General features: G+C 44.0%; 8 protein-coding genes. 1 reads left to right on the top strand and 7 read right to left on the bottom strand.

Going from position 1 to position 13,867, the window contains the following annotated elements; all coding sequences use genetic code 11:
• Positions 1-59 precede the first annotated feature (59 nt).
• The 4 genes from DXD92_RS09480 to DXD92_RS09465 form a co-directional block, all read right to left on the bottom strand.
• Positions 60-1,802 carry an AAA family ATPase gene (locus DXD92_RS09480; RefSeq protein WP_118640466.1) on the bottom strand — a complete coding sequence of 581 codons (1,743 nt, stop codon included), beginning with the start codon at positions 1,800-1,802 and terminating at the stop codon, positions 60-62.
• Positions 1,803-2,041: 239 nt separating this feature from the next.
• A complete protein-coding gene (locus DXD92_RS09475) occupies positions 2,042-3,067 on the bottom strand; it encodes a hypothetical protein (protein ID WP_118640465.1) in 1,026 nt (341 codons plus the stop codon).
• Between the two features lie 278 nt (positions 3,068-3,345).
• On the bottom strand, positions 3,346-5,265 hold the full coding sequence (locus DXD92_RS09470) for a hypothetical protein (RefSeq protein ID WP_118640464.1): 1,920 nt from the start codon (positions 5,263-5,265) through the stop codon (positions 3,346-3,348).
• A gap of 124 nt (positions 5,266-5,389) precedes the next feature.
• Positions 5,390-9,238, bottom strand: a complete 3,849-nt coding sequence (locus tag DXD92_RS09465; RefSeq protein WP_118640463.1) for a PEGA domain-containing protein — start codon at positions 9,236-9,238, stop codon at positions 5,390-5,392.
• A 515-nt stretch (positions 9,239-9,753) separates the two neighbouring features.
• On the opposite strand from DXD92_RS09465, the gene DXD92_RS09460 reads away from it, so the two are divergent.
• The gene (locus DXD92_RS09460) at positions 9,754-9,945 is read left to right on the top strand and encodes a YlcI/YnfO family protein (protein ID WP_055220177.1); all 192 of its coding nucleotides are present in this window, start codon (positions 9,754-9,756) and stop codon (positions 9,943-9,945) included.
• 111 nt (positions 9,946-10,056) lie between these two features.
• Here the strand turns inward: DXD92_RS09460 and DXD92_RS09455 are convergent, their stop codons facing one another.
• From DXD92_RS09455 to DXD92_RS09445, 3 genes are all read right to left on the bottom strand, one after another.
• Entirely contained in the window at positions 10,057-10,746 is a 690-nt protein-coding gene (locus DXD92_RS09455) for a metallophosphoesterase family protein (protein WP_118640462.1), read from the bottom strand.
• Between the two features lie 125 nt (positions 10,747-10,871).
• Entirely contained in the window at positions 10,872-12,701 is a 1,830-nt protein-coding gene (locus DXD92_RS09450) for a vWA domain-containing protein (protein WP_118640461.1), read from the bottom strand.
• A gap of 18 nt (positions 12,702-12,719) precedes the next feature.
• The gene (locus DXD92_RS09445; protein WP_118640460.1) at positions 12,720-13,775 is read right to left on the bottom strand and encodes an AAA family ATPase; all 1,056 of its coding nucleotides are present in this window, start codon (positions 13,773-13,775) and stop codon (positions 12,720-12,722) included.
• Between the last annotated feature and the right edge of the window lie 92 nt (positions 13,776-13,867).

Below are 13,867 nucleotides of genomic sequence, written 5' to 3'. Positions count from 1 at the left end.
AAATATTGACAGAAACTTGTCCGTATATAAAATTCAGGGCAATATCTCTGCCCTGAATTTTATAACAAATTGTAACTATTCAGAGCCCCATTCCGATTCCGCTTACGCTGCATCTCTTCTTCCATCACACAACACTGTTTTAAATGAAATGCAATCCCATACTGCACCATTTTTTTATAGCCCTCCTGCCACAGTGTCTGCGTATAATCTTTATCCCGAATCTGCTCCAATGCCTTCCGGCAATCTCTTTCCAGATCTTTTTTCTCATCTGTATACTTCACTTCTATCACAATTCCTGTTTCTGCATTTCCCATTTCAATCACAATATCGCTGAATCCTTCTCCCGATTCTCGATTGGAAGATGCACGCCAGTCATTTTTATAGCTTAAGATTCCAAGCAGAATTCCATGATAGAAATTTTCTTTCAGTGATTTCCTCACAAAGGTATCGCGTACGCTAACTGTCTTCTGCAAATACAAATTCAAAAGGCTTTCCACCTCTGCTGCTTTTCCGTCAAAGAGTGCCTGGCAGAACTGTTCTGCCATTTTCCCGTCTTTTTTCACTTCCTGCTGAAACAGTGTAAGAATCCGTTCTGTTATGATATTTCGAATTTCCCGGTTTGGAATTGCAAGGCAATAGCGGCCATCGCTTTCTCTTCCGCGCTGTGTCAGGTATCCAGTCATGAAAAGTGTACTCCACAGATGATCCATGGTCGAATACAGGTCATTGTAGGTAACCATTTCATCGATTTGTTTGATCACTGTTTTTCCATTTACCAGCCATTCCAGTTCTGTTTTTGTGAGCATATCCGGTTCATTGATGCTGTCGATAAAATGATGAATCACACTGTTCCCGCTTGTATTCATCCAGTAATTTTCCGGCTCGGCCTCTGGATTATGGATATGATCATTGCAGTAATTCACAACATCCCATGGACAGTACACATCTGCTTTTCCGAATCGGTATCCGTCATACCATTCTTTTACCTCGTCATATCGGTCATCCATTTCATAGTCATGCAGCATGGTCTTTACTTCTTCATCTGTAAAACCGAAGGTTTCATCAAATTCTGTATTTGTAATCGAATATACTTTGAAATTGTTCAGTCCGGTAAAGATGCTTTCTTTTGCAATTCGCAGGTAGCCCGTCAAAACAGCAAAGGCAAGACTGCTGTTTGTCTTTAAAACATTTCCGAACATATTTCGAAGCAGCAATACCATTTCATCATAATATCCATTTTCATGGGCTTTTGCCATCGGAACATCGTATTCGTCAATCAGGACAACCACTTGCTGTTCATAGTGAACTTCCAACAGTTGTGTCAGTTCCTGAAGACTGCTGGTAATGGTGTCTTCTTCCATATTTCTTGTCAGAAGTTCTGAAAAAAGTGCTTTATCAACCCGGCTCAATTTGTCGCTTTCCAGAAGAAATTGAAATCTTCTTGCCTCACGATTGATTGTTTTTATGAGCTGCGCACGGGCTTTTTCATAGGAATCGGCATCAATTCCTTTTAAGCTGATGGAAATAACGGGATATTTTCCCATATATTGTTCACAAATCTCTGTATTCTTAGAAATCTTCAAGCCGTCAAAAAGTGCTGGATCCGTTCCAATTTCAAAGAAATGCTGAATCATACTCATATTCAGGGATTTTCCAAAACGGCGTGGGCGCGTAAAAAGCGTGACCTCACTTCCGTTATTTAAAATCTGTTCTATGAGGGAAGTTTTATCTACATAATAGTAATTTCCATTGCGAATCTTTTTAAAGTTGTCAATCCCGGTCGGGAGTTTTGGATTTCTCATCTTGAAACCTTCCTTTCCAACTTTTGCGGCTTTTGACACCAGCAGCTGTGCTTATGTTCTGATCTCTATTTTAGCTGGTTTTATTTGCTTTGGCAATGGTTCTTATCGGTTTCTAATCTATCCAATTTTTTATGATCTTATATTGGCTCCTGTCACTAAAAAGAGCTGAATAGGAAAGCAAAATAAAAGCATTAAACTTTTCCTATTTAAATAGTTTAATTAATATTTAATTTAAAATATTAATCCCAAAGCCAATCGTTCATATTTCCTTGATAATTTCCATTGGAATCATATGAATTTCCTGTATTTGGATCGTAATAATCATTATATTCATTGCCTTTTTCATCAGTCCATCCACCATACCATTCATTATGAATATCACTTGAGCTTCCGCCAGATGAGCTTGACCCACCACTGTAATCATTTCCAGAACTAGAAGATCCAGAATCACTATAGCTAGAACCACCTGAATAATCAGAGCTTGAACTTCCACTACTATAACTATAATCATTACTATCATCATAACTATAGCTAGAACCACCTGAAGATGATCCAGAACTCTGTTCAGCAGCTTTTCTTTCTGCTTCTTCCTGTGCAGCTTTAGCAGCAGCCTCTTCCTCAGCCTTTTTCCTTGCTGCTTCTTCTTCAGCCTTCTTTTTAGCCTCTTCTTCAGCTTTCTTACGAGCTTCTTCCTCGGCTTTTTCAATAGCAGTTACTCTATCATTGTATTTTGTTACATAATCATCAATCGTACTGTTATATTTGTCAAAGCTGTCCTGCTCAACGGTATTATAATTTTCGAAGTCATTTTTCAAGGTATCTTTGAATGTCGTAAATTCGCTGGTAGCGTTTTTGAGTGCTTCCTTATCATCCACTTTTTCAACATCATCACCAATTTTATCCGCAATTATTTTGATCGTGTCGTCATATTCGGATACAAAGGAATTCTTCATCTGCGCAATGATTTTTTCATAGTGTACAGAGCATTCCTTATAAGCGCCTTCTGTCTTTTTATATTTTTCCGCACTCTCCATCTCTTGTTTCAATGCTTCCAGTTTTTTATCTCTGTCTTCTCCTTTTTCAAATCTCTGATATTCCTCATCAATCTCACTGTTTTTTGTTTCAATCGCCTGTAAACGAAGCTCCTCCTGATGGCGGTCATACGCTTTCTTTGCAAAAACTCCGATGACACAAATGCAGACAATCGCAATACCAATTACAGCAAGCATGATGGCTTTCTTTTTGTTTTTGTTCTTTGTTTCCATCTCGAAACACTCCTCCCTTTTTCTTTTTGTTTCCCGAAAAATCCATGTTTTCTATGTTCTTTTCCATATTTTTATTGATTCTTCGTTACTCATTTTTCATCACATTCATTATATCGCAGCTCGTTTCTCTTTACTATTTCTTTTTATGTAATTTCCAAAAAATCCCCACTCTTTGATCTCACAAGATTTTAAAATAGTACTTTCCTTCCATCTTATCTTACGTGATGTTGAAATACCCCGGAACACAGTTCATCTCTTCCTTCCCTCCGGGGTACCTCTTAATCTAATTCAGCCACTTTAAAGCTCTTCAAAATGCGAATCACCTGTTCTTCTTCTTTTTCTGTAAATGTACCGTCTGGTGCTTCTGCGATAAATGCAACTGGTGTCGGATAGTCAAAAGAAAATTCGTCTACGTCCCCAGCCTGACCTGCAAATTCAATCTCGCCAAGACGGGATGTCGGTATCACTGCGAACAACGTGCTGTCTACAGGAACATAATCATCATCAATACCAGCCATCATCTCGCCTGTGATATGTACTCGTGCTACCATAAATTCGCCAAGATCTGAACAGTCACGATCGGTTCCCCATGGATATCCAGGCACAAAATTAGAAGTGTCTGCCTGTGAAACCTGTGCCTTCAGCATATCACGCGAATAGCCGCCAAGCGCGCCTTGGCAGTACCAAAACGAAACGGTAACACCTCTATCGTTTGTCAGAACAACGTTTTCTCTGACCGCATCCATGGAACCGCCAACTTCCTCCGTCTGAATTTCCCAGCCTTTTGGGATTTCAAACTGGAATGCCGTGCTGTCACACTGATTTACTTCTCCATACCGTGTAACATAGATATCTCCCTGCTCCCCAGTTTCCGTCCATTCCATATCCTTCTGCCAGTCTGCACTTGACTCCCAGTGTTTTGACCAGATTGGATCAAAGGTCCGGTCAAAAAGATCTGTTTCCTGCATTTTTTTATCAATGACCGGGATATCAACCACTGCTTTTCCTTTGATTCTCGGGCTGATGGAAAGCTCCAGTGAGCCCGCATATCCACCCAGGTCGTCCTTCATGGATACCTTTGCCTGGCCTTCTGCTTTTCCAACTGCTCCGCCGGAAAGATTCAGGCCAGCGCTGTCATATAATTTTGCGCTCAGCCGGATGGCAATGTATGCTTCCAGCCTACCGTTCACCTCAACCGTACTCCACTCAAGTCCGTCTGAATTCAGATTTCCTTCTTTGACTTCTTCTACTTTGCCTGTTCTGCTGTCATACTGGAATCCCAGGGTGCTGTCGGCTGTTGCACCGTAAGAGCTGTGAATGCCGCCCTCCAGACTTCCCGCTGCCCCGACAACGGCTTCCAGATGATTTGTAATAACAATCGGTACAATACCGGCGTTGAACTCGATATTCGGCAGTTTTCGTTCGTAAACGGTTTTTTCCTTTTCAAATTCTTTCTCGCTGTTTGCGCCGCATTCCAGGGCAATACCGGCTTTGCTCCTTACTGCAATTCCACACTGGACTTCACCGTCTTCGATATCAATCTGAAGTTCCAGCCAGCATCCCCATCCTGCCTCTCCGGAAAACTGAACGGGTTCTTCTTCAACATTGATTGAGACACTGTAATCGTAATCACTGTTTTCTTCCTCTGTCTCTTCTTCCGCTTCATCTTCGGACAGTCTTTTAATGGTATAAGCGCTGTTATTTCCTGTTTCACTTGCACCATCCTCCGTCAGCCGGAACTGTTTGATAATATGTGCCTTTTCGAATACATCCAGCAGGGTCGCCGGCTCTGTTTCTACCCGGTAACCCTGATTCGTTTTTTCTTTCTGCACTACTTTTCGAATAAATCCAGAAGGCGCTGCACTGATTTCTCCCGCAACAAGAACATCTCCGGTCTGGTAACCAGGATCTTTTTCAAAGGTGAGACTGTTGTCAGAAACTTCCGTTGGCTGATCTTCTGATTTCATCTCATTGGTAATCACCTTTACATTGTCTTTTACAATGATGTCAGGATCATCCGTACTGTTTTCTGCTGTGTTCTCATCCGATGTGCTGTTTTCCGATACACTTGTATTCTGTTCTTCCGGATTCTGTTCCGGCTTTGTACTCTTCTGTGTATTTTGAGCAGCAAAAATTCCAAACAGAATCAATGCCAGAATGATTGTGCCTGCCAATACTGCGCGGATCCATTTTTTCATCTGTACCTGCTCCTTATTCTGCCTGTCAAAGCGAATATTCGCAATCCGCTTCGCTACTTGCTTGATTCGTTTAAAATGTGGTGCACCAGATTTACTGATTCACCACATTTTAAGCTTCTTTGTATTACGGAGTTACCGTTTCATCTTCTGCCACGTTTTCATCATCTGGCTCTGATTCTGATTTGGATACTGCTTCACCAGGTTTTTCTGCTTCCGACTCTGAAATCACGCTCTCTGATGTTGTTTCCGGTAATGGAGTTTCCTCAACAACCACTTTCTGCTCTGGCTGTTTTTTGTTTCGTACCTTTCCAGCGTACATTTCAATCTCTTCTGTGTCATCCACATCATCCATTTCCTGATCAATTCCGCCGATGGTGTATGGGTCATTCTGATATTCAAGCGTGTTTACAGATTTAATGGTTTTGGTCGCTCCATCGAAATCGAAAACATGCCATAAGGTTCCTGGCTGATTTGTCGGAATCGTGTATGTTACAATGTTTTTGCCTTCGAGGTAAACCTGAACTTTTGCTCCGGAAAGAGACATTTCATTGGCCACTTCACTGTAACTGTTGGTATAATCGTGTACGAAATAGCTGAACTTTTCGTCTGCTTTTACGTTACGTACTGTAATGGTTTCCGGACCATAACTACTTGTATCATCTACGTCTAAGTTTCCAACAGAATTTCCTTCGAAATCTGTCTGTCCGAACCAGATATGATACGGTTTGTCCGACGAGTAGCATGCAAGATGAGAATCCAGATCCCACGGCTCTTCGCCCCAGGTTAATACGATGCGGAATTCTCCTGCGGTTTCACCGTCCCCATCTCCCGGTACAAGAACAATATTTGCTGTTTCAATCTGGTCTCCCGCTACTGTGATATTTTTGTAATTCGTCACATAGCCTTCTTTGCTGATTTCAAGCGTATAATTTCCATTTTCCATTGAAAGAGTATAGTCTGCATTTTCAAATACTCCTTCTGTCACAGCATCACCCGTTTGATTGTTCCAGCCTTTGCGTACAATGTAGGCTGTTTCTGTAATACCATCTCCCGTGACTGCATCGGTTATCGTTCCCTCTACAGAGCCTGTATTAAAATCATCATGGCGCTCCACCATATAGATATCTTCTACATATCTGATTTCACTGTTCTGAACCAGAACTTCCGCAACCTTGTACGTCTGATAAGACGTTGCGGATACTGTAATTTCATAAGTTCCATCCTGCAGATTTTTGGTGCTGTACTTGCCAAACACATCGGTATAGAGAATTCTTTCTGTTTCTGTTCCTTCCTCTCTCCAGGCTCCAGCTCCTCCTGAAAAAACAGCAATTTCATTTTCTTCTGTTTCAAGGCTCCAGGCTCCATGGCTTCCGCCTCCACTGCCGCCTCCGGCTACGCTGTTTCCACCATTGCCGCTGCCTGCTCTGACTTTTCTGGAAATTCTGACTCTCGCGTTTTCTATCGGCAAACGTGTTTTGCCCGAGTAAACATATCCTGTGATACCGCCGCTGGCGTACGTACATTTTTCAACGCGGACTCCATTTTCCTTATGCATTTTTATTCTCAAGTTGTTGTTTTCATCATTTTGAAGCGGTTTGAATTCCAGATCAAAATCGAAATATTTCTTCAATACATCTCCAAGCAGGGAATCTGTATCGAGTCCATTTGTTGAGTATGGATATACCTTGATATCCTCGCATGCGAGACTTCCATTTTCTAAATCATGGTATGCAAATTCTGCCTCAACGCCTAAGCCTAAATCTGCATAATAGCCTGCTAAATCAAAAACACTGTACAAAGTCAACAGACCTTTTATGCCAATACCGCCTTCCATATTTCCCTTTACCTCAAGGGTATCAACACCATGATGAAAATCGAAAATGCCTCTCCATGTTCCATCTTTATATTCAAATCCCTGTGTTGATTCAACGCTATATGAAATATGTAAGGATCCATCTGCTTTGTATGAACAGAAAAGTACAACATCAAAGGTAAAACCGGTAGCCCCTATTGTAATTGGAAAACGCATTAATTCTACCTGACCACTGTCAGCAAATTCTTTTTCCGCCGTAATATCTTCATTTGCATTTTCCGTGACAGCAAGTTTAAGTTCATTTACCGAAACACCATTTACTCCAACGTCAACATTTACAACACACAGAATTTCAGGAATTTCAAAATCAATTTTTCCTTTTCCTTCATCATTCGAACCAATATTAAATTCAAAATTCTTTTCGTAGCCAACATCAATAACACCACCTGCTCCTATATTAGCCTGTGTTGCAATTCCGTATTCATCCGTGTCAGCAGCTCCTCCGATAAGTGCTGTACCGCCTCCGACAAAATCAATTTTGCTGACCACTTCCCATAATTCTGGCTTTATGCATGTCAGAATCAGTTTCTCGCCATCCTCTGTTACCGTAGTTGCTTTGAGCGCGATACCTGAAATATAAACTTCATTCGCAGGAAGGATCATAACACTTCCTTCTCCGATTTTTTCTGTCTCGGTTGTTTTCGGAAGTGTAACTGTATAGGTTCCATCCGCATTCTCTACAACTGTATAATCTGTGATATTTTCCAGTTCTTTTTTCAATACACCATCTACGTACTGTGTATTATCATGCGGCTCTTCACCAATTGTTGTGTCTTCCTGTCTGATTTCATCAATTTCATAGAAAATCGATTTAACATCTTTCTTGGAAAGCAACGCATGCGGCTGGAACTGGTTTTCTGTATTTAATTCCAAAAATCCTTTCCCTACTGCAATTGCTGCTTCATTTTGATATGTAATACTATCCCAGTCCGTCCAACTGTTCGTATCATACGAATGTATTCCATTGAATCCCATTGCATGTACTGCCGTATAAGCCGCAAATTCGCGTGTTGCCGGTTCATCTGGATAGAAAAACGGGATATCCTGCTCCAGATCTTCGATATCCGGTGGCGGCAGGATTCCATATTTCTCTGCGATTTCGATTGCTGCTTCATACGCATTTCCTGCCGTATCCGCATAATAATGGTTTAAGGAATCCGGATCTGTATCCAGGTTCATTTCAACCTTTTCAGCGAGCATCTGCACCCACTCACCGCGTGTATATGTTTTGGTATCGTCCGATGGATCATCTGACTTCACGTAGGTATATTCAACTTTTGCTTTCAGCTCCGCGGTAGTCTGATCCACAAGAATATTCTTGGAAAGCTCCATGACCTTTCCTATGTTTACACTTTGTGCTTCTGCTCTTGCCCGTTCCGGAAATACGCCTGCAACAGTACTTCCCGTCATAATCAGGCACAGAAACCACGCCAACATTTTATTTCTTCTGTTTTTTTTCTTCAGTGCAACAACAATGGCTGCTCCTGCCAGCACCAGCAGTACAACCCAAACAATAATTTTGGTGTTGTCACCCATTTTCGGTGCAGATTTCAGTTTCTCAGCCTTTAAGGACTGGCCATTTTGCTTTGCGTTTCCAGTTCCCTGATCTTTTGTTAATGTCGTTCCGGAATCCTTGCTGCCCGTTGTCGTACCAGGATTCTTCGTGTCATTTGCTACGTTTCCATTTCCTGGCTTTTCATTATCTGTCGGATTCTTTTTGTCATCTCCAGAAGGATTTTCCTTATTTTCATCATCCTTCTTGTCATCTGATGCTTTTACCGTACAAACCGTTGTCAACGTAACGGTTTCTCCAGCCTGCAGAGATTCCATCTTTTTTGTTGTCTCCGCATTTTCGGCCAGCACAAAATTTTCCGGCAAAATATTTTCCAGTGACAGATTCGTTACTGCTGTATCATTTGTATTGGTTACAGTTAAAGTAACTTTGATTTCTTCACCCTGCTGGTAAGTTTCTTTGTCTGTTGTCAAGGCTGCTTCGATTCCATCCTGAAGCAGCGATGCTGCAAGAGCAGGCTGTGTCATCATTCCGGTGCATAAAAGCAGTGCCAGAAAGACAACTTGTAATTTCTTCCACACTTTCATACGTCTTCTCCCTCGTAAATGTAAAATTTCGATCCTTTTTCTCTGAATATCTGCCGCTTATGCTGTCTTCAGGATCCCTGGTGCCTTCCGTCAATGGAAAGGCGGCTTTTCTTGCTCTACATCTCAATCATTAGCCGAGCAGAGCAACGAACATTTCATTTTCCTCCTTCTTCTATTGTATTTCTTTTAGTGTAATACATCCTCCCTTTATTTGCAATATATTTTGTCATGCATTTTGCAATGCATATTTCATTATCATTATGCAATACAATAAAACAGACTGGGCTTCCAGTACTCTTTAAAATCAGAATACAGCCAGAAAAAAGCGCACTGAAATAAGCTGTCCCCAAAACAGCTTTTTCTTCATTTTTCGATTTCGCAGATTCGAAAAATTTATTTTTTGTCGAACTTTTTTTGAAACACCTTTGTTATGTTTTATGCTGCCCGTAGTTTCCACATAAGATCCGGAAGCATGCTCCGTTCTTATATTCTCCGGCAGCAGAATGGAGTTTGATATGGCATTTCAGTTAAAAGGCAACCGCAAGGAAACGGAAAACAAAACCATCCGTTTCCCCATTCACCTGATCGATCAGATCGAACAGGCAATTTCCGATTCTGACCAGGACATTACCTTTTCCAGTTTTGTGATTCAGGCGTGTGAGTATGCGCTGGATCACATGGACGCCCCGTCAGAAGAACACAATTAACTTTTCTTTTTTCAAAGCAGATTTTTATGGTTCGACGTGCATTTTCTGGCTGTTCTCTGCTTCTATTTTATCTTACCATGCTTCTTATTTTTTTCAGGACAAGATCCTGTCCTAACTCAACTCCACAACCTCATCATACAGACACACAAACACCTCTTCCACTTCCGCATCTTCATGAAAGTGTCCGAAATACCATTTCTGAAATTCTGTCTCATCCGCCACGCGCTGCAGGTACTGGCGAAGTTCCACCTCATCGTCAGACAGCTCTCCATACCCCATTGCCGCGGTCACATCTCTTGGGGCTGTGTGGGTCAGTATGTAGTCCACCTGAAAATCTTCTTTTTCCATATTTTTCCATCCTTCTTCGTACTCTTCCCGTGACGGAATTTCTTCCGGGAACCACGAAATTCCCTCCGCGCGGGACATTTTGTCGATGCTGTAAGCACCTCCGAAGGTAAAGAATTTCAGCCCGTCAATCGTAAAGATCTGGCCGCGCATCAGATGGATCATGTTGTCCTCAATGATATGCACCTTTCCGCCGTTCCACTGCTCCACGGCGTAGGAGTTCAGCTGTTCGAAGTTCTCATGATTTCCGTCGATAAACAGTGTCGTCACCGGCAGACTTCGGAAAACGGCTCTCGTATTCGCTTCGTATGCTGCAGAAAAGCCGCAGATGCCGACATCTCCGCAGATGATCAGATAGTCATCCCGGGTGTACTCGTCTTCGTGCTCGTTAAAATAGCGTACAACTTTTCCAATATCAAAGGTGCCATGGGTATCGCCTGTAATGACAATGCTCATTCTCAGCGTCTCCTCTCGTGTTCTCTGTTTCTGTTCTCTAAAGTATCGCAAAACATCATCCGCAAATTCTGTCCGCTTTCTCTGCCGCTGCTATCGCTTCTTGCAGAGACACAGACTACGCCGCACTATTCCCGAAAATAAAACACTTCTCCCCGTGCCCGGAACGGCAGCCGGTTTCCTCTCGGAAGCAGAAATGCATGCTCTCGTCTTACCTTCAGGTCATTCTCAATCTCCCCGTCCGTAATAATCAGAATCGGCCCGTCCTTTGGAAAATCGTTCGCCTGTTCCAGACAATCCACGCCCGGCTGCAGTATGGTTCCTCCTCGTCCCGTGACTTTTACCCGTCCGGCAATATCTTCCGGTGCCAGATATCCCGCATCCGTCGCTTTGGCATCACAGAAAATGATTCTCACGAACGGAACATCTTTCGCCGCGGCATAGCTGGCGATGGAGCCAAGTGCCATACCGATCTGTTTTGCACTCATGGAACCGGACGTGTCCACGACCACACCGAAGGTCCGGCTCTCCAGATCCTGCTCGTAATACGCATATCCTGGTCTTGGAATGTCCGGCGTGGCACCCTGCCGTCTGCTCGGCCGCGCATAGGTACGGTGTTTTTCCAGCGGTGGAAACTGTACGTCAAACCACTTCGTCAGCGCGGCATCCCAGGGAATGACCGGCATCGCAAGCGCCCTGATTTCCTGCACCAGCCCGGCCGGCAGGAAACCACGATTGTGCTCCTGATGGTAATCCAATCCCTCCCGCAGTGCATTTTTCAGCAGTTCATCCAGGCTGACCCCGTTTTCTCTTCCAGTAAAATGCGGTCTGTTTCCGTTAAACATATCACCTCTGCCAAAGCCCCGGAAGGTGTTTAGCTTTTTGTACTTTCGGATCTCTTTCACGATCAGATCATAGATACTTTCTGCCGATTTGTTGTGAAGTGTTTCATCATACAACAGCCCATCCGGCGGCATTCTGCCGATCTCCATTTCGTGCAGCCAGTCGTTGATGACGTAGTCGCAGGCGATGTTCCACAGAAAGAAGTCACGCCCATTGCACCGTTTCTGGTGCTGCAGTCCGGCATGGAGATATTCATGCGCGAGAACAAAAATCCACTCTTCCTCCGAAAATCCGCACGACGGATTGGCATAAATGATTCCCTGCTCTGCGTCAACCGCTGCAATATGGATTTCATACCGATGGCACATTTCAATGTCCTCCACAATTTTAAATGTAGCTGCAAGACCTCCAAGCAGCGGATAATGGGACAGGAACCATTCTGCTGCTCTGGAAATGACGGTATTCTTTTTCGTTTTAAGATCGTATCCTCCCGCATCGCAGAGTGCAGATTTGATGGAATGAGTGACTGCATAGGAAAATTTTTCAGCATATGCATTTCTTTCTCCCTTTTTATAAACGATCGGCCGTTCTACCCCGATCATATCCTTTAATTTTTCAGAGTTTGTCCCGCAGATCTGCGCACCATTATCCTGGTGCTTCAACAGATATTCATAAATTTTCTGCTCGCTGTTCAGTTTGATCGGATATGCTTCCGCCGGATCTGCGCAGATCGGCTCGCCGAGGCGGATGTCATAAAGGAATCTGGTGATGTAGATATCACAGGCTTTGTTCCAGAGTGCCGGGACAAATTCGCAGTCGGAAGGGATGCTCGCTTTGTCAAAGTGGCCGAACGCCAGGTGCAGAAGGTTGTGTGCCATCACATAGCACCATTGTTCCGGCGACAGGTTCGCCCGCATGTTGACGTAGATATCTCCATCTTTCGTAACACAGGCCAGACTTCCTTTTGCATTCAGATGGGAGGGCTTTGCAGTGATGTACCCATCCAGTTGATGGAACAGTGTATTTTTTTCCAGCAAACCAAAGCCGGCCTCCACTCTGCGGTACCCGGCCGGCTTTTCTTCTTCGCGGTAATACCTGCTTCGAACGTATGGCATCCTTTTCTCCTTCCTTTTTCATCCGACGAGCCGCGGCAGATCACGGATGATTTCCATCATAAACCAGTCCGGCAGTGCCTCCGCCCCATCAGCTGCGACGATCATCTGGGCGATTTCGAAATTGATGACTGCGAGTTCTTTGATCATGCCCTTGGCGCGGTACGCAAAGGAAAGCATGCCGCCGGAAATTCCCTGCTTGCTTTTCGGCAGTTCTGCAAGCAGTCTGGCGCGGAAGGACTGTGCGAGAAAATACAGCACATCCCGATTTTCCGGCTTGTCCGGCCATTTTGCTTTCTGCGCGATAATGTCATCCAAGAGATGTGTGTTGCGCAGTGTTTTTGTGTAAGCAAGAAACATCCCCGCATGCTGTTCCAAGAGGCAGGCGTACGCCATCATTTTTAATGTTTCCTGCGAAATATCCTGCTCCCCGGCCCGGTATTCCTTCAACGCATCGCTCAGCATGTGCCAGGAACGCGGGGTGGAAAACGGTTCTTCGGTTTTCGGCGGTTCGGAAAAGAGGTGATCCGGCCGCTGGATGATATAGTCAATGACCCACGGATGGAGTCCTTCTGCCTGCGCCCACTTGATCCACTGTCCCACATCCGCTTTCAGCTGCACATGGAACATACGGTTTAAAAGGGCGGACGACATCGTTTTTACGATCGCGCTGTCCTCGGCACGGTTTCCTGCTCCGATCACAATGCTTCCCTCCGGAAGATGGTATTCTCCGATCCGCCGCTCATGGATCAGGGAATAGAAGGCTTTCTGCACTTCCTGCGTACAGGCGTTGAGTTCGTCCAGGAACAGGACATATGGCTCTTTTCTGGCGATCATTTTCGGCGGAAGGAATTCCGATGTCTCGCCCCGGATCTGCGGAATGCCAATGATATCCTCCGGCGCGAGCTGGCTTCCGAGGAGCGACACGCACGGCAGGCCGACTTCGTCTGCGAATTTTTCCACTAACGCGGATTTTCCGATGCCGGGTGCACCCCAGATAAAGACCGGCCGTACCGGCGCAACCTGAAGCAAAACTTCTAATAATTCATCCTGTGTCACACTGATTGGTAAATGCATCTGATGTACTCCCTTCTGTTTCGATCCTGTATCTTTTCAAAGCGGATATCCGCAATCCACTTTACCACTTGCTTAATTTGACTAAATCACTT

This window comes from Blautia sp. TM10-2 (assembly GCF_003480845.1).
GTDB lineage: Bacteria > Bacillota > Clostridia > Lachnospirales > Lachnospiraceae > Fusicatenibacter > Fusicatenibacter saccharivorans.
The sequence above is the reverse complement of the archived record's forward strand: the minus strand, read 5'-3'. Positions and strand labels throughout refer to the sequence as shown.